12 protein-coding genes, 1 tRNA gene and 19 pseudogenes are annotated in these 23,777 nt (G+C 72.0%); 12 read left to right on the forward strand and 20 right to left on the reverse strand.

Going from position 1 to position 23,777, the window contains the following annotated elements:
• Positions 1 to 39: 39 nt before the first annotated feature.
• From UK94_RS71110 to UK94_RS71125, 5 genes and pseudogenes are all read left to right on the forward strand, one after another.
• Positions 40 to 123, forward strand: an 84-nt coding sequence (locus tag UK94_RS71110; RefSeq protein WP_313949621.1) for a WD40 repeat domain-containing protein, incomplete at its 3' end; no start/stop codon positions are given.
• Positions 124 to 125: 2 nt separating this feature from the next.
• Positions 126 to 216: pseudogene (locus UK94_RS75550) on the forward strand (hypothetical protein); the annotation flags it as partial.
• Between the two features lie 40 nt (positions 217 to 256).
• Positions 257 to 303, forward strand: a pseudogene (locus tag UK94_RS75555) (hypothetical protein); the annotation flags it as partial.
• A gap of 1,393 nt (positions 304 to 1,696) precedes the next feature.
• Positions 1,697 to 2,164 (forward strand): toll/interleukin-1 receptor domain-containing protein (locus tag UK94_RS71120; protein WP_235490748.1); only part of this gene is annotated, 468 nt, incomplete at its 3' end.
• 12 nt (positions 2,165 to 2,176) lie between these two features.
• Positions 2,177 to 3,181 (forward strand): WD40 repeat domain-containing protein, encoded by a 1,005-nt coding sequence (locus UK94_RS71125; RefSeq protein WP_268761735.1) that lies wholly within the window; start codon positions 2,177 to 2,179, stop codon positions 3,179 to 3,181.
• Positions 3,182 to 3,398: 217 nt separating this feature from the next.
• Here the strand turns inward: UK94_RS71125 and UK94_RS30470 are convergent, their stop codons facing one another.
• Together UK94_RS30470 and UK94_RS30475 are read right to left on the reverse strand one after the other, a co-directional pair.
• The gene (locus UK94_RS30470) at positions 3,399 to 3,608 is read right to left on the reverse strand and encodes a GNAT family N-acetyltransferase (protein WP_256790121.1); all 210 of its coding nucleotides are present in this window, start codon (positions 3,606 to 3,608) and stop codon (positions 3,399 to 3,401) included.
• 40 nt (positions 3,609 to 3,648) lie between these two features.
• Positions 3,649 to 4,320 (reverse strand): response regulator transcription factor, encoded by a 672-nt coding sequence (locus UK94_RS30475; RefSeq protein ID WP_235490769.1) that lies wholly within the window; start codon positions 4,318 to 4,320, stop codon positions 3,649 to 3,651.
• Positions 4,321 to 4,830: 510 nt separating this feature from the next.
• Between UK94_RS30475 and UK94_RS30480 the strand changes: the two genes are divergently transcribed.
• Together UK94_RS30480 and UK94_RS30485 are read left to right on the forward strand one after the other, a co-directional pair.
• A partial coding sequence (locus UK94_RS30480) for an aldehyde dehydrogenase family protein (RefSeq protein ID WP_235490771.1) occupies positions 4,831 to 6,376 on the forward strand: 1,546 nt, incomplete at its 3' end.
• Between the two features lie 353 nt (positions 6,377 to 6,729).
• A partial coding sequence (locus UK94_RS30485; protein WP_235490751.1) for an isocitrate lyase/phosphoenolpyruvate mutase family protein occupies positions 6,730 to 7,464 on the forward strand: 735 nt, incomplete at its 3' end.
• A gap of 157 nt (positions 7,465 to 7,621) precedes the next feature.
• Here UK94_RS30485 and UK94_RS71130 read toward each other — a convergent pair.
• Both UK94_RS71130 and UK94_RS71135 read right to left on the reverse strand, forming a co-directional pair.
• The coding region (locus tag UK94_RS71130; protein WP_235490753.1) for a polysaccharide deacetylase family protein at positions 7,622 to 8,043 on the reverse strand (422 nt) is incomplete at its 5' end.
• A 1-nt stretch (position 8,044) separates the two neighbouring features.
• A pseudogene (locus tag UK94_RS71135) lies at positions 8,045 to 8,323 on the reverse strand (polysaccharide deacetylase family protein); the annotation flags it as partial.
• 239 nt (positions 8,324 to 8,562) lie between these two features.
• Between UK94_RS71135 and UK94_RS30495 the strand changes: the two are divergent.
• From UK94_RS30495 to UK94_RS71150, 4 genes and pseudogenes are all read left to right on the forward strand, one after another.
• Positions 8,563 to 10,321 (forward strand): TerD family protein (locus tag UK94_RS30495; protein WP_235490756.1); only part of this gene is annotated, 1,759 nt, incomplete at its 3' end.
• 1 nt (position 10,322) lies between these two features.
• Positions 10,323 to 10,458 (forward strand): annotated as a pseudogene (locus tag UK94_RS71140) (HNH endonuclease signature motif containing protein); the annotation flags it as partial.
• A 1,047-nt stretch (positions 10,459 to 11,505) separates the two neighbouring features.
• Positions 11,506 to 11,990, forward strand: a pseudogene (locus UK94_RS75560) (phospholipase); the annotation flags it as partial.
• A gap of 1 nt (position 11,991) precedes the next feature.
• Positions 11,992 to 12,558, forward strand: a pseudogene (locus tag UK94_RS71150) (phospholipase D-like domain-containing protein); the annotation flags it as partial.
• 1,213 nt (positions 12,559 to 13,771) lie between these two features.
• Here UK94_RS71150 and UK94_RS30510 read toward each other — a convergent pair.
• The 5 genes and pseudogenes from UK94_RS30510 to UK94_RS71180 form a co-directional block, all read right to left on the reverse strand.
• On the reverse strand, positions 13,772 to 14,089 hold the full coding sequence (locus UK94_RS30510) for a hypothetical protein (RefSeq protein ID WP_041938981.1): 318 nt from the start codon (positions 14,087 to 14,089) through the stop codon (positions 13,772 to 13,774).
• Between the two features lie 109 nt (positions 14,090 to 14,198).
• Positions 14,199 to 15,131, reverse strand: coding sequence for an ATP-binding cassette domain-containing protein (locus UK94_RS75565; RefSeq protein ID WP_313949622.1), 933 nt, complete (start codon positions 15,129 to 15,131; stop codon positions 14,199 to 14,201).
• 33 nt (positions 15,132 to 15,164) lie between these two features.
• A pseudogene (locus tag UK94_RS71170) lies at positions 15,165 to 15,881 on the reverse strand (ABC transporter ATP-binding protein); the annotation flags it as partial.
• A 1-nt stretch (position 15,882) separates the two neighbouring features.
• Positions 15,883 to 17,602 (reverse strand): annotated as a pseudogene (locus tag UK94_RS71175) (ATP-binding cassette domain-containing protein); the annotation flags it as partial.
• Between the two features lies 1 nt (position 17,603).
• Positions 17,604 to 18,647, reverse strand: a pseudogene (locus tag UK94_RS71180) (ABC transporter transmembrane domain-containing protein); the annotation flags it as partial.
• 248 nt (positions 18,648 to 18,895) lie between these two features.
• Between UK94_RS71180 and UK94_RS30520 the strand changes: the two are divergent.
• Positions 18,896 to 18,968 (forward strand) — tRNA-Lys (locus UK94_RS30520).
• A gap of 1,313 nt (positions 18,969 to 20,281) precedes the next feature.
• Here the strand turns inward: UK94_RS30520 and UK94_RS71185 are convergent.
• The 11 genes and pseudogenes from UK94_RS71185 to UK94_RS71235 all read right to left on the reverse strand — a co-directional run.
• The coding region (locus UK94_RS71185) for a beta-1,3-glucanase family protein (RefSeq protein WP_235490759.1) at positions 20,282 to 20,525 on the reverse strand (244 nt) is incomplete at its 5' end.
• A 1-nt stretch (position 20,526) separates the two neighbouring features.
• A pseudogene (locus UK94_RS71190) lies at positions 20,527 to 20,891 on the reverse strand (beta-1,3-glucanase family protein); the annotation flags it as partial.
• A 1-nt stretch (position 20,892) separates the two neighbouring features.
• Positions 20,893 to 21,484: pseudogene (locus UK94_RS71195) on the reverse strand (beta-1,3-glucanase family protein); the annotation flags it as partial.
• A gap of 501 nt (positions 21,485 to 21,985) precedes the next feature.
• A pseudogene (locus UK94_RS71200) lies at positions 21,986 to 22,113 on the reverse strand (antibiotic biosynthesis monooxygenase); the annotation flags it as partial.
• Between the two features lies 1 nt (position 22,114).
• Positions 22,115 to 22,222 (reverse strand): annotated as a pseudogene (locus UK94_RS71205) (antibiotic biosynthesis monooxygenase); the annotation flags it as partial.
• Position 22,223: 1 nt separating this feature from the next.
• Positions 22,224 to 22,306: pseudogene (locus tag UK94_RS71210) on the reverse strand (antibiotic biosynthesis monooxygenase); the annotation flags it as partial.
• A gap of 77 nt (positions 22,307 to 22,383) precedes the next feature.
• A pseudogene (locus UK94_RS71215) lies at positions 22,384 to 22,669 on the reverse strand (DUF4143 domain-containing protein); the annotation flags it as partial.
• A 1-nt stretch (position 22,670) separates the two neighbouring features.
• A pseudogene (locus UK94_RS71220) lies at positions 22,671 to 22,755 on the reverse strand (hypothetical protein); the annotation flags it as partial.
• Between the two features lie 11 nt (positions 22,756 to 22,766).
• Positions 22,767 to 22,893: pseudogene (locus UK94_RS71225) on the reverse strand (ATP-binding protein); the annotation flags it as partial.
• 9 nt (positions 22,894 to 22,902) lie between these two features.
• Positions 22,903 to 22,945: pseudogene (locus UK94_RS71230) on the reverse strand (hypothetical protein); the annotation flags it as partial.
• A 1-nt stretch (position 22,946) separates the two neighbouring features.
• Positions 22,947 to 23,637: pseudogene (locus UK94_RS71235) on the reverse strand (AAA family ATPase); the annotation flags it as partial.
• Between the last annotated feature and the right edge of the window lie 140 nt (positions 23,638 to 23,777).

The following is a 23,777-nucleotide window of genomic DNA, read 5'->3' on the forward strand; positions in this document are numbered from 1 at the left end:
CGGCTCTGGGACGTCGCCGACCCGTCCCACGCCCGACCGATCGGCAACCCCCTCACCGGCCACACCAGTTGGGTGGTGTCGGTGGTATTCGCGCCGGACGGGCAGACCCTGGCCACCGCCAGCNNCGATCAGACGGTCCGGCTCTGGGACGTCGCCGACCCGTCCCACGCCCGACCGATCGGCAACCCCCTCACCGGCCACACCAAGGGGGTGTGGNCGGTGGTNTTCGCGCCGGACGGGCAGACCCTGGCCACCNCCAGCACCGATCAGACGGTCCGGCTCTGGGACGTGTGGGCTGACTGAACCCGCAGGGTCTCCTGTTCCCGGGGGATGTCCTACTACCAGCCGGGTGGACACCGGCAGTCCTACGGCTGAGACCGAACGGTCGCCGGCGGCAGGTTTCCCCCTTTTCCGCTGGCGCCGGATCGTTTAACGGACCGGCGGACACGTCAAGGACGCTACGCGTCGCAAGCGATCATCCTTCGGATGACCCTTGACGTGCCCACCGCTCCGCTAAGGCGAGGCACCGTCGGGCAAGGGCGAAAAAATGGAGGGGCCGACAGACCGCGCTGTTCTCGGCCTGCGCTGGCCGCCGCCGACCCGACCGACCACGCCNCCCCCGCCGAGGCACCGGAACCCCCGCGCCCCGCCGACCAAGAGCCCTGGGAACCAGGCGCACAGGTATTCTTCCTGGTCAGACGACCGCAGCCTCACCGGAACACTCACGCTCTATCGTTTCGTCGCAACGTATCGTTTGTCATGCGACGAAACGGAAGTGGCGATTCGGAGTAGTGGGCGCCACACCTCCGGCGCCTCCAGGCCCTACCGGCAGCCCCAGACCGCCCGAGCGCACTACTTCCGACGACCCCGGACAAGGCCGACAGCGGACCCACTCGCCGGCCGAGGCATGCAGCTCCCCGCAGCGACGACCGCCAGGCCCCCGCCGCCGGCAACGACCCACCGGCCAGGCAAGGCAGCGCCCGCCAACCCGTGCACCCCACGCGCACCGGAGCAGGGACACAGACAGAGAGAACCAGCCGCAGCGCGCCCCCGAAGGTCCGGATGCGACCGGACAACGAAGCCGTCCCGGTGGTTCGGCTCGGGTGCGCGCGGGCGGGCTACTGTGNCAGTAGTTCTACTGTACACCCGAGAGCAGCACGGAGCAGCCGGCCCCACAACCATGATCGGAAGGTTGCACCAGCGGTAACACGCACCGGTGCAACCCGACGGAAGCTCACCGGGACTCACCGAACCTGACCCTCTGACCAGGCCATATGTGAAAGGTGCAGGTCGGAGGAGTGTCCCGATCGGGTTCAAGTCCCGTCACCCACCCCAGGTCATCATCTCCGACCAGGTACTCAGGTCGGAGCCATGCTGCGCAGGCATCGGACCCGTTCACCTGCTTGAAGAGCAGGTCACGGCGCCGTCCTGCACTCGTAACGGCAGCAGCCAACCAAGATCGGCGACGAGAGTTCTGCGCTGCCGTAAAGCCGCCCTTCCGGCCCAACCGAGAGACATGGCAGCCGCGTCGCGCGGCAACGACCCGAATGGCCCGCCCATCTCCGGCCAGCAACTCGTGGAGGCGTCGCCTCATCGGGCCCCGCTGGAGCGTCAAACCCCTTGAGCCAGTAGGGCGCCGCGCACTTGCCGGAGGCGATGCTCTAGCTACTACAACGAGGGTAGAAGATGTTGCGCTATGGGGGCGCTCGGTAACAGTGTGGCGGGATGGGACTTCTTCATCTCCTACACGGCAGTGGACAGTCCTTGGGCGGAGTGGCTGGCTTGGCAGCTGGAGAGTGCAGATTACCGAGTGTTGATCCAGGCGTGGGATTTCGTGCCCGGGTCGAACTGGCGCTTCAAAATGCAACAAGGAGTAATGCACTCGACACGCATGGTTGCCGTCTTGTCTACCGCATATCTGACTTCTGTGTATGGGCAGGAGGAGTGGGGAGCTGTGCAGGCCAGCGACCCCCATGGTCTCGAACGCAAGCTGCTACCCGTTCGCATCGAAGACTGCGCCAGGCCGGGTTTGCTGGGCGCGGTGGTGTCGATCGACCTGTTCGATCTCCCTGTCGATGATGCTCGCGATCGCCTGCTCACGCAGGTGCGGGGGGCGTTGGCGGGCCGGGTGAAGCCCGAAGTGGAGCCAGCATTCCCCGTCCGGNCACGCCAGGCGATGGCTATCCCACCGCCCGCGTTTCCCGAGGCCGCCCTCGCCCCTAGTCCAGGGTCGTTCCGACCCAGGCCACTCGGCGTTTCCTTCTTTGGTCACCGGGACGCGGTGTGGTCAATGGCCTTCACTCCAGACAGCCGCACCCTGGCCGTCGGCCTTGACGATGGGACAGTCTGGCTGTGGGACGTGACCGACCCACTCCGCCCCCAACGGCTCAGCGGCCCCCTCGCTGCAGACGACGACGTGGTGTGGTCAGTGACGTTCGTTCCAGACCGCCGCACCCTCGCCATCGGCGGCAGCGATGGAACAGTCCGACTATGGAACCTGGCCGACCCACACCACCCCCACCCCATTGGCGGCCCCCTCCCCGACAGCCGCGCGATGGATTCACTGATGCTGGCACCAGACGGCCGCACCCTCGCCATCGGCGGCAGCGACGGAACAGTCCGACTATGGAACCTGGCCGACCCACACCACCCCGACCCCATTGGCGTCCTCACAGGCAGCCATGAGGTGGATTCAATGGTGTTCGCACCAGACGGCCGCACCCTCGCCGTCGGCGGCAGCGACGGAACAGTCCGGCTGTGGGACGTCGCCGACCCACACGCCCCCCACCCACTGGGTGATCCCCTCATCGGCCGCTACACGGCGGGATCGCTGGCGTTCGCATCAGACGGCCGTACCCTCGCTGTCGGTAACGGCAGTCAGACACTGTGGGTGTGGGACATAGCCGACCCGCATCACCTCCAGCCGCTTGGCGAGCCGTTCACCGACGGCCATATGCCGGAATCGTTCACGTTTGCGCCGAACGGCCGCACCATCGCCGCGGGGTTCAACGATGGGATCATGCAGTTGTGGGACGTAGCAGATCCGCACCACCCCCGGCCGATCGGGGCCCCCCTCACCAGTCACAGCGACGCCGTGCTCTCGGTGGTGTTCGCGCCAGACAGCCGAACTCTCGCCACCGGCAGCGGCGACGGGACGGTCCACTTGTGGCGGCTGAGCTGAACTGCCCCCGGTTGCCGTCCGAACANCTCCAAAGCGTCACCGACACGGCAGATCTCCGACCAGGACGAACAGGCCCATCCAAGGTTTTTCGCATGCCTTCTACACAGTTTCAAGGCACTCCTTCGGGACGCGCGTCGTGCCGCCGCACGGCCAGAACCCGTCAACCCGCGCGCGTCGGAACCTCGGCCCGCGCCCGTTGCGGACNCCGAAGCCTGAGTCAGTCCAGGTACATCCGGACGCCGGCTGCCGAGGGGGCAAAGCCGGTCGCCTCGTAGAAGAGGTGCGCCTCGCTGCGGTCGTTGCGGGACAGGAGCTGGACCTTGTAGCAGTTGGCAGATCGCGCGGCGCGGACGACATCGGTCATCAGCTCCTGGCCGATGCCGTGTCCACGGCATCGATCCTGGCCGTCCCCACAGCCCGGGATCAAGGTGCCCCGGTCGGGGCCGCGCGTCGAGCCGCCAGGACGATCACTCGATGTCGAACAGGCCCTGGCGCACGGCGTACATCACGGCCTCCATCCGCGAGTGCAGCTGCAGCTTGTCCAGGATGTTGCGCACGTGGTTCTTGACCGTGTTCTCGCTGATGAACAGCTTGCGGGCGATCTCGCGGTTCGCGCGGCCCTCCGCGACGAGCTTGAGCACCTCGAGCTCGCGGGCGGTCAGGTGCGGGGCGTTGACGCGGGGGCGGTCCTCGGTGCCGCGGGCCATCGTGGCGAACTCGACCATCAGCTTCGACGCCATCGACGGGCTGATCAGGCTCTGCCCGTTGTGCACGGCCCGCACGGCGTCCGCCACCTCGTGCGGCGGGATCGACTTGAGCAGGTACCCGACGGCACCCGCCTTGATCGCCTCGAACAGATCGGACTCCTCGTCCGACACGGTGAGCATCACGATCCGGGTGCGCGGGACCGCCCGCTTGATCGCCCCGGCCGCGGCGATCCCGTCCCGGCCGGGCATGCGGACGTCCATCAGAACGATGTCCGGCGATGTGCCGGAGGCCAGGGTCAGCGCCTCCTGGCCGTCACCGGCACGGCCGACGACGCTGATGTCCTCCTCGATCTCCAGGACCGTCTGGAGGCCCTGCAGAAAAAGCTCATGATCGTCTACCACGAGGACCCGGATCGGTGCGGAGCCCTCGATGGAGTCGGCTTCAGCAGCCGANGGCGGCATGACACTGGCCGTCATCACACATCCGGGAATCAGGATCGAATCGTCCGGGCGACGACGCGGACGCGAACGAAAGATGGTTCGGACACCCTTCCACTCTACGTGATGAAGTACACACCAGAGGTCGTGACAGCGTCCGAGTGACGCCCGCGTCTTCCCCCATTAACGCATCCGACATGCCGGAAATAGTACGCGGTGGACGGTCTCCGCCCACCCGGATCGCCGGCTTCGGCACCGGAACGGCAGCGGTTTCGGCCGGTCAGGGGCGTCGGCCCCCGATCGGGGCGCCACGGCCGACCCGGGGCCCGGGCCTCGCCAAAATCGGACGATCCGCGTCCGATCGTCTAATGAGGGGTTGTCGCGTCAATTAACCGTCCCTCAATCAGTCGGCCCCGATCTCTGCGCGCGATCGAATTATCGGATGTGCGATATATGGCACTCGACTGGTGGCGCATCTGGCGGTTGACCGTCAATCTCATGTGTATGGCCGCGACCACCAGCACCCCCCAGCCGCGACTCCACATCAAGCCGGGCACGACCTGGTCCGACGCGTTCGCCCGATGCCACGAGATCGTCCCGGAGGCGTTCGACGCCGACCGCCTGCGCAACCTGTGGGGCGGCCAGTGGCGCCGCACCGGCAGTCCCCTGCACAGCCACTCCCCCGTCGACGGTTCGCCGATCGCCGGGCCGCCCATGCTGGGCCAGGACGAGGCGCACGAGGCGATCAGGGCCGCCCTCGACGACCACAAGCAGTGGCGCGACGTGGCGCTGGCCGAGCGCAAGGCCCGCGTCCGCGCCGCGGTCGACGCGATGGACGCCCACCGCGAGCTGCTCGCGCTGCTGCTCGTCTGGGAGATCGGCAAGCCCTGGCGCCTCGCCCTCACCGACGTCGACCGCGCCCTCGACGGCGTCCGCTGGTACCTCGACGAGATCGACGGCATGATCGCCGGCCGCGGCCCGCTGCCGGGCCCCGTCAGCAACATCGCGAGCTGGAACTACCCGATGAGCGTGCTCATGCACGCCATGCTGGTCCAGATGCTGGCCGGCAACGGCACGATCGCGAAGACCCCCACCGACGGCGGCGCCGCCTGCCTGACCCTGGCCAGCGCCCTGGCCCGCCGGGAGGGTCTGCCGGTCTCGCTGGTGAGCGGGTCGGGTTCGCGGCTGTCCTCGGCGCTGGTGCGCGCCCCGGAGATCGGCTGCCTGGCGTTCGTCGGCGGCCGCTCCGCCGGCGGGCAGGTCGCCGCCGCCCTCGTCGACACCGGCAAGCGCCACTTCCTCGAGCAGGAGGGGCTCAACGCCTGGGGCATCTGGGACTTCTCCCAGTGGGACACCCTCGCCGCCCACCTGAAGAAGGGCTTCGAGTACGGCAAGCAGCGCTGCACCGCCTACCCGCGCTACGTCGTCCAGCGCCAGTTGTTCGACCGCTTCCTCGCGATGTACCTGCCGGTGGTCGCCGGGGTCCGGTTCGGCCATCCGCTGGCCGTCGCCGCCGACGACGACCCGCTGCCCGAGCTGGACTACGGCCCGGTCATCACCGCCGACAAGGCCACCGAACTCGCCGCGAAGGTCGACGAGGCGATCACGAAGGGCGGTGTGCCGCTCTACCGCGGTGACATCGCCGACGGCCGGTTCATCCCCGGGCAGGACACCTCCGCCTACGTCCCACCGGTGGCGATCCTGCACCCGCCCGCCTCCAGCGCGCTGCACCACGCCGAGCCGTTCGGGCCGGTCGACACGATCATCGTCGTCGACTCCGAGGCCGAGCTGCTGGCAGCGATGAACGCCTCCAACGGCGCGCTGGTCGCCTCCCTGGCCTGCGACGACGAGTCGTACGCCCGCCGCCTCGCCGGGGAGCTGCAGGCGTTCAAGGTCGGCGTCAACAAGCCGCGTTCGCGCGGCGACCGCGACGAGCCGTTCGGCGGGCGCGGCGCGTCCTGGAAGGGCGCGTTCGTCGGCGGCGCCCACCTCGCCCGGGCCGTCACCGTCGGCCCCGACCCGAACGAACGCCTGGTCGGCAACTTCCCCANCTACTCCCTGTACCCCGAGGTCTGACCGCCTTCCTTCTTCCACGAGACGGCTCTCGATGTCCCGGGCCGTCCCAAGNCGATCCGGGCAGGCGAGTGCGGCACGCTGTGTATGGTCCGAGCCGGCAGACCGTGCACAGCGCACCGCACCTGCCATCTCACGTACCGCGCCTGCCGTCCCACGCACCGCCCCGGCGGGTGTCGGTGCGGCTTCGCGGCCCGATGGCCGATCGGAAGGCAGGGCAGNACCGCCGCTTCCGTCTAGGCTTCGTACTGTGATGATCTATTCCTGGCAGCCGGTCCCCACCGTCCGGTCGGCCCGGGGGNGGGCCGGTGGACGGCGGGTGGCCGCGCCGTGACGGCCACGGCCGCAGCTGGACGGACCGAGCGGTTTCGGGAGCTGCACCGGCCCGGGGTGCCGCTGGTCATGCCGAACGCGTGGGACGCGGGGACGGCGCGGGTGCTCGCCGCGGTCGGCTGCCTGGCGGTGGGGACGACGAGCAGCGGGTTCGCTGGCACGCTCGGCCGGCCCGACCGGTCGGTGACCCGCGAGGAGGCGCTCGGGCATGCCGCCGCGCTCGTCGCCGCCGTGGAGGTGCCGGTCTCCGCCGACCTGGAGAGCGGCTACGGCGCCGAGCCGGCCGAGGTCGCGGCGACGGTGCGGGCCGCGGTGGCCACGGGGCTCGCCGGGTGCTCGATCGAGGACTTCACCGGCGACCCGCAGGCCCCGATCCACGACGTCGGCCTGGCCACCGCGCGGATCACCGCCGCGGTCGAGGCGGCGGCCGGGCGGCTCGTCCTCACCGCCCGCGCCGAGAACCACCTCCACGGCCGGGACGACCTCGCCGACACGATCGACCGGTTGCAGCGCTACCAGCAGGCCGGCGCGGACGTCCTCTACGCCCCGGGGCTGCGCCGCGCGGCGGACGTCCGCAGCCTGCTGGCGGAGCTGGAGCGCCCGGTCAACGTCCTGCTGGTGCCGGGCGGACCGGGCGTGGCGGAGCTGGCCGAGCTCGGCGTCGCGCGGATCTCGACCGGTGGCGCGCTCGCCTTCGCCGCGTTGGGCGCGCTCGGCCGGTCGGTCCGGGAGNTGCTCGACGGGGCGGCCCCGTCGTTCTGGCCGGACGCCGGGGCCGGGCGCGACATCGTCCGCGCCTGGTAACAGGAGACCGGTAACGGGAGCCCGGCAGCGGGAGCCCGGTAGCGGGCCGGCCGGTAGCGGGCCGGCCGGTAGCGGGCGGGGCCGGTCAGCGGCCGCGCAGGCCGTGCTCGGCGAGGGGGCCCAGGCGCAGGCCGGCGTCGTCGCAGCGGGCGGCGAGCTCCGGCAGGGCGCCGAGCGCGCTGCGCCAGGCGCCGGGCGCCGAGGTGCAGTCGCAGTCGTGCAGCAGCACGGTGGCCCCGCCGCGCAGGTCGGGCGCGAGGGTGTCCAGGACGCTGCGCGGGGTCGCCTCCGCCGTCCAGTCCCGGCCCCACGCCGACCACAGCACCGGCGTCAGTTCCAGGTCACGGGCGGCGACGAGCAGTCCGGCGGAGAGGATGCCGTGCGGCGGCCGGACGAAGCGCGGGGTGCGCCCGGTGACCTCGGCGACCAGGTCGCGGGTGCGCACGAGCTGGTCGCGGGTCGACCGCGGGCCGCGCAGCAGCATCGGGCGGTGGTCCCAGCCGTGCANGGCGAGCTCGTGACCGGCGGCGACCATCTCCCGGGCCAGGCTCGGCGAGCGCTCCAGCAGGCTGCCGAGGACGAAGAACGTCGAGCGGACGTCGAGCTCGGCGAGCACGTCGAGGAACTGCGGGGTCGAGGCGGGGTCGGGCCCGTCGTCGAAGGTGAGCGCGACGTGGTCGCCGGCGCCGACCCCGGCGAGCGCCGGGGTGACCCGCAGCCTCAGCCGGCGCAGCGTCGCCAGCGAGGGCAGGCCATAGGTGAGACCTGCCGTGGCACTCAGCGCCACCGCCGTGNGGGCGGCGCGGCGTCCCACGGTGGACCCGCGCGTCGTGACGGACCGCGTCATGGCGCCAAACTCTGCCACACGTGCCGCCGCGCCCCCAGCGCGACCCGGCGGCCGGCCCGATATGTCAGGACCGACCGCCGTCCGGGCCGATCGGCATACATTCCTTCCACGTAGACGTGTCGACGCCGCAGCCGCCGGTGGCGGTGAGCCGTCGCCCGCCCCGACCCGCGGAAGGCCGCATGACCCTGGCCCCGGCCCTGCAGAAGGGCGCCAACATCCCCGTTCCCGCCGGGGTTCTGCGCGTCGCGGTCGGCTGGACGCCAGGCCGGGTGGTGGACGTCAGCGCCGTCCTCGTCACCGAGGAGGAGCGGGTTCGTTCCGACGGCGACTTCGTGTTCTTCAACGCGCCGAGCCACTCCTCGGGTGCGGTCGCCCTGACGGCCGCGAGCCCCGGGACGGCCGGCCTCGTGGTGACGCTGCCCCGGGTGGAGCCGGCGGTGAGCCGGATCGTGATCGCCGGGTCCGTCGACGTGGGAACCTTCGCCGAGCTGGCCGACCTCACCGTCGAGCTGACCGACCGGGCGGGCCGGCCGGTGGGCCGGTTCGTCGCGGAACCCGACGAGCCGGTCAACGCGCTGGTGCTCGGGGAGCTCTACCGCCGGGCGGGCGGCTGGCGGTTCCGCGCCGTCGCCCAGGGCTGGAACAGCGGCCTCGCCGGCCTGGCTCGCGGTTTCGGCATCGCCGTCCGCGCCGACGACCGCGCCGCCGACGACCGCGCCGCCGACGACCGCGCCGATGACCCCGTCGACGACCCCGACGGCGACGCCCCGACCGCCACCTACCCGACGAGCACCTACCCGACCAGCGAGGACGTCACCAGCGACGATGTCACCGGCGACGAGCCGATCGGTGAAGAGTCGACCGGCGCGGAGCCCACGCGGGTGCTTCCCGAGGTCGCGGACGCCCTCGCAGCCGACGAGTCCGAGGCCGGCGCGGAGGACGGCGGCGGCGCCGAGGACGGCGGCGCAGAGGCAGCAGGCGGGACCGAGGAAGAAGGCGGTGGCGGGGAGGAGCGGATTCGGGCGGGCTGGTACCCCGATCCGGTGCGCCCGGACCTCATGCGCTGGTGGGACGGGGAGCGTTGGCAGGGTCCGCCCACGCCGATCCTCACGGAGTCGGACGCGAGCTGCGGTCGGTGCGGCGCTCGCAAACGGTGGCGGTTACTCGGCGGGCCGCCGGCCTGCGAGGAGTGCGCGCAGGCGATCCGGGCGTACCTGTGGGACTGGCGGGCCCGCGTGGTGTCGTCGCTGACGCGCGACGACCCGACCGGGGCCGACCTCGAACCGCTGTGGGCCGACCTGCGCTACCAGCGGATCCCGGAGTCGGCGGGCTGGGAGATCGTCCAGGCGGTCGGGCCGGCGCACCTGGAGCGGCTGGCGGCGTTCGCGTTCGCCGACGGGGTGATCGAGCCGGCCGAGGTCGACCGCATCGAGGCGGCGGCCGCGCGGCTGCACCTGGCCGGCCCGGATCTCGACGCGCTGCGCCAGCGCCTCGCCCGTGGCCTGGAGTTGGCCCGGATCGGCGCCGGTGAGCTGCCCCGGCTGCCCGCGGGTTCCCTGCACCTCGACCTCGACGAGATCGTGCACCTCGACGTGTCGGCCACCCTGGTCCAGCAGGCCGCGGCCGGTCCCCGCCACGCCCCGGGTCGGCTGCTCGCCACCAACCGCAAGCTGCGCTTCCTCGGCGAGACCGGGCGGGGCGCCGAGCTCGGCCTGCCGAAGATCGTCGAGGTGGAGGCACGGGGCGGATGCGTCGACATCGCCGCCACCACCACCCGTGGCTCGGGCAGCTACCTCGTGGACGACCCGCAGTACGTCGCCGCGGTGCTGGCCGGGATCCTGCGGGTCGCCCGGCGGCAGGTCATCGCGCCGGGCAGCCGGGCCAGCCGGGCGATCCCGCAGGCGGTGAAGGCGGAGGTGTGGCGGCGCGACGGCGGGGNGTGCGTCGAGTGCGGGGGCGGCGAGCACCTGGAGTTCGACCACGTGATCCCGTTCAGCCGCGGCGGCGCGTCCAGCGTCAACAACCTGCAGCTGCTGTGCCGGCGGTGCAACCGCTCCAAGGGTGCCCGGATCTGACCGCGGGCGGTGGCGTGCAGGACCCGGCGGACGGCGGCGGAACGCCGCGAACAGCCGCCCGGCTCCCGACTGTCGGACAACCACTGTCGGTCANCGCGTGACGGACAAAGGGTGACGAGCGACGAGGAATCGGGTGACCAGCAGGGAATGGTGGTTGCATCCCCGGGGAAGGGATCGGTGATCTGGTCCATGGCACAGGCGGGAGATGCGTCGGCGGTGGGGGCGAGTGACGCGGTGACGGGTGACGCGGTGACGGGCGAGATGACTACCGGCGTGGTGACGACCGGCGAGGTGACGACGGGCGAGGTGACGACGGGTGACCCGGTGGCGAGTGAGGTGACGGTGCCGGGCGACGGGAGGGCCACGGCTGCGGACGTGTTACCGGTTCCAGCCGCCCCGCCGGTACCGCGGACCCCGCCGTCGCAGCCGACGCCGGCTGCCCCACCCGCCCGCGAGCCGGACGGTGGGACGGCCGCCGCCGGTCCGGACGGCGCGGCGGTGCTCGCCGTCTGGTTCCTGACGGCCGCCGAGCGTGGAAACCCGAGCACCGACCTCGACCGGCGCCATCCCGACGGCCGACCGTGGACCGCCGGCAACCTCGTCGTGCCGCTCGTGCACGGCCGGGACTACTTCACCCGCCTGCTGGCGGTCGTCGAGGGACTCGGTGACGGCGACCTGCTGCTGTTCACCGACTGGCGCGGGGATCTCGACCAGCGCCTGGACGGCGCCGGCTCCGAGGTCGGCGAGGTGCTGGGCCGGGCGGCCCGGCGCGGCGTGGCGGTCCGCGGCCTGATGTGGCGGTCCCATCTGGAGCTGCTGTCGTTCAGCTCGAAACCGAACCGGCTGCTCGCCGAGAAGCTCACGAGCTCCGGGGCACGGGTCGTGCTGGATCAGCGGGTGCGCCGCGGCGGCTCCCACCACCAGAAGCTGGTGGTCGCGCGCCCCGCGGGCGATCCGGCGGCCGGCGTGGCCTTCGCCGGTGGGATCGACCTGTGCTACAACCGGCGCGACGACGCGGCCCACGCGGGCGACCCGCAGAGCCAGCCGATGGCCGCTCCCTACGGTGACGCCCCGCCCTGGCACGACATCCAGGTGGAGGTGCGCGGCCCGGCCGTCGGCGATCTGGAGCACACCTTCCGCGAGCGATGGGACGACCCGTCGAGCCTGGACAACCCGAACCCGTTGCGGCGGCTGTTCTACCGGATCCGCCCGGTGGCGACCCGGACCGACGAGCTGCCCGCCCAGCAGCCCGATCCGCCGGCGGCCGGCCCGCACAACGTCCAGGTCCTGCGGACCTACCCCCGCAAGCTGCACCCGGCGTACCCGTTCGCCCGCGCGGGCGAACGCTCGATCGCCCGCGCCTACCAGAAGGTGCTCCGCCGCGCCCGTCGGTTGATCTATCTGGAGGACCAGTACATGTGGTCCGCCGAGGTGGCCCGCCTGTTCGCCGACGCGCTGCGCCGCTCCCCGGAGCTGCACCTGATCATCGTGGTGCCGCGCCATCCGACCCAGGGCGGGCGGTTCTCGCTGCCNCCGAACCTGGTCGGCCGCGAGCAGGCGCTGGAGCTGTGCCGGGCGGCCGGCGGCGACCGGGTCGGCGTCTACGACGTCGAGAACCACGCCGGAACCCCCGTGTACGTGCATGCCAAGGCGGTGACGGTCGACGACGTGTGGGCGTCGGTGGGGTCGGACAACCTCAACCGCCGATCGTGGACGCACGACAGCGAACTGGCCGTCGCGACGATCGACGACACGCTGGATCCACGCGAGCCGCGTGATCCGGCCGGGCTGGGCGACGGCGCCCGGGTGTTTGCCCGCGACCTGCGGCTGGGGCTGTGGCGCGAGCATCTCGACTGGGAGGGCCCGGACGACGAGCTGCTCGACCCGGCGACGGGCTTCGCGGCGTTCCGCGCCCGCGCCGAGGACCTGGCCGCCTGGCACGACGGCGGACGGGTCGGGGACCGGCCGCCGGGGCGCGTCCGCCCGCACCGCCCGGCCCGGCTGAGCCGGTTGCGTCGGGCCTGGTCGGCACCGGTTTACCGCTCGATCTACGATCCCGACGGTCGGCCGCACCGGCTGCGCGCCGCCGGCGAGTGGTGACGGAGACCCGCGTCACCCGCGCCCACGGGGGTCCGGCCACGGCCCACACCACCCACGTGCCACCCAGAGCACACCCAACGGGTGGGGAGATAGGCGGGTAGTGCCTCGATCGCACCGACCCGTAGGCACCATGGAGGGATACCGGTCGATGCCCGCCCGGCATGGGCATGGGTTGTGCGCCTGCCGCCCGGCCGGGCGCACAGGGGCGGGCGCCGCCGAGAGGCCGCTGTCGAGAGGGCGCTGTCGAGAGGGCGCCGTCGGGAGGGCGTCGTCGGAAGGCCGCTGTCGAGAGGGCGCCGTGGGTGGGGCGCGTCGAGGAAGGGCGGAGGGTGCGGATCGGACGGCTGGGCCCGATCGGCTGGTTGTTCGTCGTCGCGGTCGTGCTCGTGGCGGGAACGGTGGCCGTCAACCGCACGTCCCACGACCACCCGCGGGTGGCGATGTGGGGTGACTCGTTGGCCTGGGAGGCGGGTGCGTCGTTCAGCCGGACGGTGCGCGCCGATGGGCACAGCCAGGTCCTGGTGCGCACCTGGGGCGGCACCGCGCCCTGCGACTGGCTGACCGACATCCGCGACCAGTCCCGACGATGGCGGCCGACCGTGGCCGCNCTGGCCTTCTCCGGTAACCAGGGCACGGCGTGCATGCGGGGACGGGACCTGGTGACCNCCTACCGGGAGGACGTCACGCAGGCGGTCGAGGTGTTGACCGGCCGGGNCACCGAGGTCGTCCTCGTCGACGCCCCGCCCCGGCGTGACCAGCCGGTCGACGCCGCCGGGCTCACCCCGCTGGACCGGGTGTGGCGGCAGATCGCCGCGACCCACCAGCGCACCCGCGTCGCCCCCGCCGGCCGGGCGATCACCGCTGACGGGCGCTATGCCGCGACGCTGCCCTGCGCCGTCGGGGAAACCTGCGGCCCCGGTGGGATGGTCACGGTGCGCAGCCCGGACGGCACCCACTTCTGCCCGCTGGTCCAACCGCCGATGACCGCCTGCCCGGTGCCCTCCCCCGGCGCGGTCCGCTACGGCACCGCGATCGCCCGGGAGGCCCTCAGCCAGCCCGACGACACCGGTGACGGCGGTGACTCCGACCCCGGCGACAGTCCCGACCGAGGCGGCACCGTGAGCCCCGGCACCGGCTCCGGCGACGGGCAGCGAGTGGCCGGCCCGCCAGGCGGCCGCTCACCACGGACCTAGGACTCGTCGCGTCCAGCGGCTCAGGCCACTCGGCGGCCGGTCGTCGCCATCCGCCGCCCGGTCACCGAGCGGCGGTGCACGCCCAGGTCATCGCGCCAGGACAGGTAGGTGCGGTCGGACATGCCGATGACCGACAGCCTGTCGGCCAGGTCCGCGGCGAGCGCCTCGACCTCCTGCGGGTGGTAGACGCGCACGGCGAGACCGTGCTGGTCGACGGAGGTGATCCCGGCCCGGTCGCGCAGGCTGGCATCGAGCTGATCGGCGAGCTCGTCCGGGCCCGCGATGCCGCGGGGCAGCTCCGGCCATGCGACGTCAACCACCAGACCGTTCGTGGTCATGAGTCCCCTCCTCCGATGGACGCCGCCGTCCCGGCCGCAGCGGCGGGACCGGCACCGGCGGACTTCCGTCCGCCCTGCCAAGGGCCTCCCCCACCGGCGGAGCGTCGAATCATGACATCACGGAATGGTCCGCCAGCCCGGACTCCTCCGGCGCTTCGCCGACCTGGTGGTCGCCCCCGGAGGGCCCAGCGCCGCCTGGCGCCTCAGCCTTGCCCGGTGGCTCAGGGTCGGCGGGTGGCTCAGGGTCGGCGGGTGGCTCAGGGTCGGCGGGTGGCTCAGGGTCGGCGGGTGGCTCAGGGTCGGCGGGTTCGGTGTCGGCCGTGAAGGCCGCCCACAGGCGGGAGTACGGGCCGCCGGCGTGGACGAGATCGGCATGCGTCCCCTGCTCGGCGACGCGGCCGTCGGCCATCACCACCACCCGGTCGGCGCGGGCGGCGGTGGTGAGCCGGTGGGCGATGACGATCGTGGTCCGCCGGGTGGTGACCGCCTCGGCGGCGGCGGTGACCGCGGCCTCGGTGGCGAGGTCCAGGGCGGCGGTCGCCTCGTCGAACAGCAGGATGTCGGGGTCGGCGAGCTCGGCTCGGGCGAGCGCCAGCAGCTGGCGCTGCCCGGCGGACAGGCCGCGGCCCCGCTCGCCGACGGCATGGTCGTAGCCGTCGGGCAGGGCGTCGATGAACGTGTCGGCGCCGACCGCGCGGGCCGCGGCGCGCACCTCGTCGTCGGCGGCGTCGGGCCGGGCGTAGGCGATGGCGTCGCGGATCGAGCCGGAGAACACGAACGGCTCCTGCGGGACGACGCCGAGCCGGCGGCGATACGCCGACAGGTCGAACTCGCGCACGTCGACGCCGTCGATCCGGATCGCCCCGCCGGTGACGTCGTAGTACCGGGCGATGAGCTTGACCACCGTGGACTTGCCCGCGCCCGTCTCGCCGACGAACGCGACCGTCTCACCGGGGGCGATGCGCAGGCTCACCCCGTCGACGGCGTTGGCCGCCCTGCCGTCGGCGATGGTGTAGGCGAAGTGCACGTCGTCCAGCACCACCTCGCCGGACAGGCGGCCGACCGGGCGGGGGTNCTCGGCCGGCGGCGTCGACGTCGGGGTGCGCAGCAGGTCGGACAGCCGGCGCAGGCCGACCATCGCCTGCTGGTAACCGTCGAACACCTGGGAAAGCTGCTGCACCGGCGAGAAGAACAGGTTGACGTACAGCAGGAAGGCGAGCAATGCACCCGCCGAGAGCGATCCGTGCACGGCGAGATGCGCGCCGATGCCCAGCACGAGGGCACCCGCGATACGGGAGAGGAACTCCACGAAGGGGAAGTAGAGCGCGATCATCCGTTGTGCCCGCATCCGGGAACGCCGATAGGAGTCGGCGAGCCCGCGGAACCGCTCCTGGTTGACCTGCTCCCGCCCGAACGCCTGCGCGACGCGCAGCCCCGTCAGGTTCTCCTGCAGGGAGGCGTTGACCGCGCTGACCCGCTCCCGGGACTCGGTGTAGGCGACCGACGAGCGGCGCCGGAACACCACCGTCACCCCGATCAGCACCGGCAGCACGGCGACGACCACGAGGGCGAGCTGGGCGTCGAGCAGCAGCAGCGCGATCAGCACGCCGAAGAAGGACAGCAGGCTGACGATCGCGGTGACCAGGCCGGTCTGAAGGAACGTCGACAGGGCGTCGACGTCGGTCGTCATCCGGGTCATGATCCGCCCGGCGAGTTCGCGCTCGTAGTAGTCGAGCCCGAGCCGCTGCAACTGGGCGAACGTCTTGACCCGCAGCACGTAGAGCAGCCGCTCNCCCATCCGTCCGGTGACCCGGGTCTGCCAGATCTGGACGAGCCAGTCGGCGAGGGTGACGGCGAGCGCGACGCCCGCGGTGGCGAACAGCACGCCACGCGCCTGCGCGCTCACGCCCGCGTCGACCGCGTGGCGCACCAGCGCCGGCACGGCGAGGCCGGCGACGGCGTCGAGGGCGACCAGCAGCAGTCCCACCACGAGCGGGACGCGTACCCAGGACAGCAGCCGGCGCAGCGTGAAATCCGGGTCGGGCGCCGCGGCGGCGGCCTGGTCGACCTGCGGGTCGTCGCGGGCCGGCGGCAGGGCGTCGACCCGGGCGAGCAGCTCCGGCGTCGCCGGCACGTCCCCGAACGCCCCGCCGCCGCTGAGCACCCGTCCCGATCGTCCCCCGCCGAACCCCCGTCCCCCCGGAACGGAACCGAACCCACGCCCCGACGGCACCCCCCCGAGCCCCGAGCCCGACGGCACGGCGCCGGACGGCACGGCGCCGGACGGAGGCCCCGACCGCGCCGCGCCGAACGCCCCGCCGGACGGTGGCCTGCCCCCCGCTCCTGTCACCACCGAGCCGGGCGGCGGGACGAGCTGCTCCTTCTGGCCGGACTCGATGTCCTCGATGTCCTCGGCGTCCTCGATGTCCTCGATGTCCTCGATGTCCTCGGCGAGGGTGTCGCCGGGGCCGGCGAGCAGGCGGCGGAACAGGGGGCTGCGGACGGCCAGCTCGTCCTCGGTGCCGATGTCGACGATCCGGCCGGCGTCGAGCACGGCGATCCGGTCGGCGAGGTGCAGGGTGGAGCGGCGGTGCGCGATGAGCAGCGTGGTGCGTCCCCGCATGACCTCACGCAGCGTGGCGTGGATCTCGGCCTCGATCCGCGCGTCGATCGCGGAGGTGGCGTCGTCGAGGAGCAGCACCCGCGGGTCGGTCAGCAGCGCGCGGGCGAGCGCGACCCGCTGGCGCTGGCCCCCGGAGAGGGTCAGGCCCTGCTCGCCGACGACGGTGTCGTAGCCGTTCGGCAGGTCGCGGATGAAGCCGTCGGCCTGCGCGGCCCGGGCCGCGGCGACGATCTGGTCGTCGGTGGCGTCGGGTCGGCCGTAGGAGATGTTCGCCCGGACCGTGTCGGAGAACAGGAAGCTGTCCTCGAACACCACCCCGATCTGGTCACGCAGCGAGGCCAGCGTCAGCGTGCGGACGTCGTGGCCGTCGAGGCGGACCGTGCCGCCCTGCGGGTCGTAGAAGCGGGGCAGGAGCTGGGAGATCGTCGACTTGCCGGAGCCGGAGGTGCCGACGAGGGCCACCGTCTCGCCCGGGGAGATGCGCAGGCTGATGTCGCGCAGCACCGGCCGCGACGGCAGGTAGCCGAAGGTCACCCCGTCCAGCTCGATCAGCCCGCGGGCGGTGTCGAGGACGGTGGCGTCCGGCGCGTCGGTGATCGCCGGATGGGAGTCGATGATCTCGAAGATGCGCACCGTGCTGGCCTTGGCCTGCTGGCCGACGGTGAGCAACCCGGCGAGGGTACGGGTCGGGCCGATGAGCGCCCCGAGGTAGGTGCTGAACGCGAGGAAGGTGCCGAGGGTGATCCGGTCGGTCAGCGCCAGCCAGCCGCCGAGCGCCAGCACCGCGACCTGCCCGAGTGCCGGCACCGCCTGCATCGCCGCGCCGAACCGGCTGGTGATCCTCACGGCCCGCATCCGCAGCGCGAACAGCGTCCGGGCGTGCCCGGCGANCCGCCCGAGCTCCCGGTCCTCCTGCCCGAAGCCCTTCACCACCCGAACCCCGGCGACCGCCTCCTCGACGGCCCCCGCGACCTCCCCGGCCTGCTGCTGGGCCGCCCAGGTGGCGGGAAACACGGTCTTGCGAGCCCGCAGGCCGAGCAGGAACAGCGCCGGCCCCATGGCGAGGGCGATGAGGGTCAACAGCGGCGACAGCCACGCCATCGCCACCAGGGAGGCGATGAACAGCACCAGGTTGCCGACGACCATCGGCAGGTACGACAGCAGTCCCTGAATGGCGCCGACGTCCGAGATCGCCCGGCTGACCACCTGCCCGGTCTGGACCTGGTCCTGCCGGGCCCCGTCGAGCCGCTCGATGGTGCTGAAGACCTCGTCACGCAGGTCGTACTGGACGTCCAGCGACAGCCGTCCGCCCACATACCGCCGCACGAACGCGGTGGCGAAGATGGCCACACCCGCGGCGAGCAGGACGACCAGGTACGGGGTCAGCGAGTGCCGGTGGGTGACGACGACGTTGTCGATGACCTGCCGCTCGACCAGCGGGACGGCGGCGGTGACGAGCGTGCCGAGCAGCGCCGCGCCGAACGCGAGGATGACGTTGCGGCGGTAGACCAGGACCTGCCGCCCCAGCCGCCGCAACCACCGATCCGCCTCGTCACGCTGCGGGCCGTCCGCCCGAGCCCCGCTCCCACCCGTCGCAGGGCCCTTGTTCGGCGGCGCGATCTCGCTCGGCGGCGGGTCCGTCGTTGCGCCGCGTCGGCGGTCCTGGTGCGGAAGCTCCGATCCCCCTGGTTGGGCCGGATCGGCAACGGGATGCGCGGAGCGAGACGGCTCGCCGGCGAAGCGGGGCGTCTCGGCTGAGGATGCTTCGGGGCTCGCGGTGGACCTCCAGGTCAGCAGGTTCCGATGGATCCGGCCATGCACGGGCGGGGCGCGGGCACCGGTCCCGGACGCGCGGGCCGCGGGCGACGGCGAAGACGCCACATCAGGCCGCGACGCCGATCGGCAGCCCCACCTCGACCGTACGTCGCACGGCATCCGATCGCGGTCAGCTATGTCTATCAGCGAAACATCCCCGGAACCCGGTTGATGCCCGGACCGCTCCGGACCCGGACCACACCCTGCCCCGGATCCACCCGTCCACGCCGGTCCCACAGGCACGTCGACGCCCGCCGCCCCAGCGCCTCGCCCCGCAGGTCCGACCCACCCCCCTCATCCACACGCCCGCGATGCCTGGTAGAGTTCTCCATGTCGACGCGGGAACCGCCAGGGAACGCGAAGGCAACGCGCCGTTAGCTCAATTGGCAGAGCAGCGGACTCTTAATCCGCGGGTTCGGGGTTCAAGTCCCTGACGGCGCACCCGCTCCCATCAGGCATTTCAGCCATTCCGGCCGGTCCGCCGCTGTGGCCCAAGCAGCCAGACCGGCAGCCGCGGGCAAGCATCATTCATCCTCGGCGCCTTCCGGCTGGTTACTGCTGCTTTCAACATCCGGCGTCGCTTCCCGCTGTCCACTGCGCCAACGGACTGCGGCACCGGCCCGCCATGGTCGCCGCCCTCGCCGACCGCGACATGCGGGCCGTGCTGACGATCTACAAGCGGTGGACCGCGCGTCTCAACCCCAGATCGCGACCATGACTGGGGTGCCACAGCCGACGATCAGTCTCATCCTCAACGGCAAGCGCCAGGTCTCCAGCATCGAGACCTACGAGAAGTTCGCCGAAGGACTCGACATCCCCCGCGAGCGCCTCGGCCTCGCCGCGGTCGGGGTCGCCGCGTGGGCGATCGACGAGGAGCTGGACGAGGTCACCCGGCGGATGCAGCTCTTCGCCGCGTCCAACGTCGATGACGCTTCCCTTGAGCAGTTGGAAGCAAGCATCGAGGTCGTCGGCCGCCGGTACGAGACCAGCAACGCCGCCACGGTCTACCCGATCGCGTTGAAGCAGCGCCGGTGGGTTGCCGAACTCATGGCCGGACACCAGCACCCCGCCCAACGCCGACACCTCTACCTCGTCGGCGGAAAACTGTCCGGCCTACTCGGCTATCTCGCGTTCGATCTGGGCAACGAGCTGGTGGCCCGCGCCTACTGCAACGAGGCCATGAGCCTGGCCAAGGCTGCCGGACACGGCGACCTCGCCGCCTGGATCCGCGGAACCCAAAGCTTCATCGCCTACTACGGCGGCCGCTACCGCGAAGCCCGTGGGTGCGACGGTCATTTGAATGGCACGGTCGCTCTTCAGCTTCGCGCAAACCGTGGGGTGCCCGAAGCCGGAAATTTTGCACCCATAATTCGGCGCGCCACGATACGACGATGTTGGCCCCGCGGGATGGCTGCGCAGGTGCTGCGGCCCGGTGGCCGGCTGGCCGTGTTCTGGAANGCGGGCCAGCCGCCGCCCGGCCTGGCGGAAGCCTTCTCCGCGGTCTACCGCCGGGTGCTGCCCGACGCGTCGCTCTACCACCGGGCGATGCCCGGCCTGGACGGGCACTCGACGTTGCTCGCCAGGGGCGCCGGCGGGATCCGCCGGTCGGGCGCGTTCGGCGAGCCGGAGCAGTGGCGGTTCGACCGGGAGCAGTCCTACACCCGGGACGAGTGGCTGGACCAGGTGCCCACCTTCGGCGGCCACAGCACGTTCCCGCCGGCCACCCTGGCCCGGCCGCGGGCGACGGTGTCGGTTCAGAACGGAGTGAGGGACAGCGTGACCGAGGTCGGCGCGGTGTCCTGGACATAGGACGCCAGGCCTGCGACATCGTCGAAGGGGAATCCGTACGCCTTCCCGTCCGCGGTGTTCTCGTGCATGACCCGCGCGTAGTGATTGGTAACCGGATCACGGTAGAATGTGGCCGGATCGGTTGCCGGCTGGGACGGCTGCGTCAGCAGCGTCGAACGGTTGAAGGCCGCGCCGAGCACGGCGGCGACCNGCCCGGTGCCCCCGTCGTTCGGGGCCGCGAGCGCACCGGCACAGTACAGAACGTCGCGGGTGCTCGGCCGGGCGAACGGCGCCACCCCGCCGTCGAAGCGCAGCAGGTCGCCGGTCACCGACCCGGTGACGGTGCGCGGGCCGGCGGCGACGGTGAGCGGACGCGAGGCGTAGGCATTCCACACCGCGTCGATGTAGGAGTCGTAGTAGGTCGCTGGAAAGATTCCGGCGTCGATGCCGTGCCCGGGCGCGATCACCCGGACGTCGTCAACCACCAGCGGGGCGAACGTGGCGTCGGCCCGGAGCGCGGCGAGGATCGCGGCCCGCCCGCCGGCGGTGAGCTGGCCGGTGCTCTGGTCGGCCGTGNCGCGCAGCCGGATCGACAGCGGGACACTGAACATGTCGACCATGGTGGTGTTGCAGAACATGCCGGTCGCGTTGTGGGTGAACTCCATGAAGTCGTGTATCACGGCGTAGCTCGGATCGTCGCGCACCCAGCCGGCCGGGTGTTGCAGGGCCGCGTTGCCGGCGGCGTCGGTGACGACCCGGAACCTCAGCTTGGAACCGGTCGAGACGTAGACCCGTCCGGACATGTCGGCGGGAATGGCGAAGGGCGTGTCGCCGTCCGCCACAAGCGGGATGGACAGGTCGGCGAAGCCGTCCGGCCCGTTAGCGGCCAGCGAGAGCCGGGCGACGGTGCCGTCCGGGCGGACGAAGATCTGTTGGCCGGTGTTCAGGTCGGTACCTACGAGGTAGATCCAGATCTGGTCGTTGGCGTAGCGGTAGGTGTGGTTGACGATGGTCAGCGGCAGGGCGCCGCTGGCGGCCGGAGAGGTCTGCGCGGCCGCGCGGGTGGCCGCCAGCGCGGTGGGGCCACTACCGCCGCCGGCAACGAGCGCGGCGGCGCCGCCGACCATCGTGGCGGACGTGCCGAGCAGGAATGAACGTCGATTCGGCATGTGGAGGACTCCTCGGAGGAGGGGGTGCCACCGCGGCGAGACCGGGATCCCATCATGCGCCGGATATATCGGATATTCGGGGGCGACGGTATCGCAGTGCGATGAGCCGCGCACCGATTTGCGTATTCGCGAGTGTGACGGCCGCCGCGCTCNCCGTGACGAGTCGGGGCGGCCCCACGTGCGGCGAGTCATCGCCGCGGACGGTCGTCGGGCGGGACGCCTACCGCAGGCTCGCCGTCGGGCCGAGGGCACGGACGGTGGTCCGGCGGNCGAGCGGCGTCGTCGCGGACGTGGCCCCGGCGATCGGGGTGCGCATCAAGGTGTCGTAGGCCAGGCGGCGGCCCGGACCGGCGCGTTTGGTGGCGTACATGACTCTGTTGCCTTCAATCCGCGGGTTGTCTGGTCTCGGCAGGACAGTTCGGCGGTGTAGGCCACCCTCACCGGGACGCGGGGCCTCTCGAAGCCGATCTTTGGTCGGNCTAACCCGGGGCTGTGCNCTGGTCAGCTCTGCGCAGAGCCGCCCGCTATCGAGCGCTGGACGACTTCGAACTCCAGTAGGGAGGAGCCGGAGGCCACGGGACGGGCGCGCTCGCCGGAGTGCGCCTCCATGGCCGGGCCGGTGAGCCAGGNCTGGAAGGAATCCTCGCTGTCCCAGTGGGTCACGACGAAGTACCGGTCGTCGCCCTTCACCGGGCGGAGCAGCTCGAACGAGACGAAGCCGGGCTGGCCGTCCACCGCNTGCAGGCGGTTGGCGAACCGCTTCTCCAGCTCGGGGCCGGCGCCCTCGGGAACCTCGATGGCATTGATCTTCACAACGGTCACCCGTTCAGCCTAGGCCCATTCCAGACAGCCGTTGCAGGGCACGGCGACGTCGACCGGGACGCGGGTCCGCTTCGGCGCTAATCGATCCGGGCTGCCCACAGGGCGCTGATGGGCAGCGCCCAGATGCGGTCGTCGAGGTCGAAGGGCATCGGGCCGGTGTGGAACACGACTCCGACGCGGAAATCCTCGCCGAGTTGATCACGCAGCCACACGAGGTGGCGGGCGTCCCGAGCGGACGGCGCCGACGAGGCCTTGATTTCCATGGCGATCACCTGCCCTCCGCCGAGATCGATGATGACATCGACCTCCTGCTGGTCGCGGGAACGGAGGTGATGCAGCCGAGCCCGCGGATGCAGAAGCGTCNCCTCCGGCCGCAGCTGGGCGACGACGAAGGTGTCAAGCATCCGGCCGAGCAGATCCCCGTCCCGCAGGACGCTGCGCTCGTCCACCCGGGCGGCGNCCAGCGCGAGCGCGGGATCGGTCAGGTATCGCTTCGCTCGCTTGGTCAGTCTGCTCAGCCGGTTCGTCGACCACGCCGGGACGAGATCGATCAGATAAAGGGCAGCCAGAATCCGGTCGTAGGCATCNGCGGTCCNCTGGTTGATGCCGGCGGCCTGGTAGACCGTGCCGTCGGCGGGGNGCCCGGCCGTCGAGAGCCCGAGAACCTCCAGGTAGCGGCGCAGCCGGACGGGATCCCGCTGCTCCCCCGCGGCCATCACGTCCCGGGTGACGACATGATCGATGTACGCGTCCAGCCAGGCGAGCCGTCCGGGTGTGCTCAGGTTCAGCGCGGCCTCGGGGAAACCGCTGCGCAGCGCCAGGTCGACGTAGTCGTCCAGGCTCGGAGGCGGGCCGGAGACACGCAGTCGGGAGAGGTCCGAGTGCAGGAGCAGGTCGAGCAGGCTCGGCTGGTCGGCGGAACCGGAGATCTCCCGCTCGGTGAGCCCATGCAGTACCAATCGGACGACGCGACCTGTTCCGGGCCACTGGCGGGTGGTGAAGTCGGCTTCGACGCTGCCGGTGAGGAGAAAGCGACCGGGGCGGGGATCGTCGTCGACCGCGCGCTTGACCGCACCCAGGATCGCCGGTACCTCCTGCCACTCGTCGAGAAGGACGGGTTCCCGCGCACGGCGCAGGGCGGCGTCCGGACTCGCGGCCACCGCCGCGGCCACCGCGGGGTCATCGAGCCGCAGGATGTCGCCGGCGATCCGCCGAGCCGAGGTCGTCTTCCCCGCCGCGCGCGGGCCCGTGACCATGACCGCGGGCAGCTCGGCGAGCAGGCTGGCCAGCGGCCCGTCGGCGATCCGAGACACATACCCTGACGTCGCCATACGGCGACGCTACACGAACCGCGAAGCCGACAGTACATATTCTGCGGGCCTGCCAGTACACATTCTGCGGGGCGTGTAATACATGATTTGCCGGCCGCCGAGGCCCGTGGCTGCCCTCTGGCCGGGGTCGAGATGGCGAT

Origin of the sequence: Frankia sp. AvcI1 (genome assembly GCF_001420875.1) — a bacterium.
GTDB classification, from domain to species: Bacteria; Actinomycetota; Actinomycetes; order Frankiales; family Frankiaceae; genus Frankia; species Frankia alni.

Bases quoted from the DNA above. Each gene is read 5' to 3' on its own strand.
- UK94_RS71125 (WP_268761735.1), top strand. From the start codon at position 2,177: ATGGCTATCCCACCGCCCGCGTTTCCCGAGGCCGCCCTCGCCCCTAGT.
- UK94_RS30510 (WP_041938981.1), bottom strand. From the start codon at position 14,089: ATGACCACGAACGGTCTGGTGGTTGACGTCGCATGGCCGGAGCTGCCC.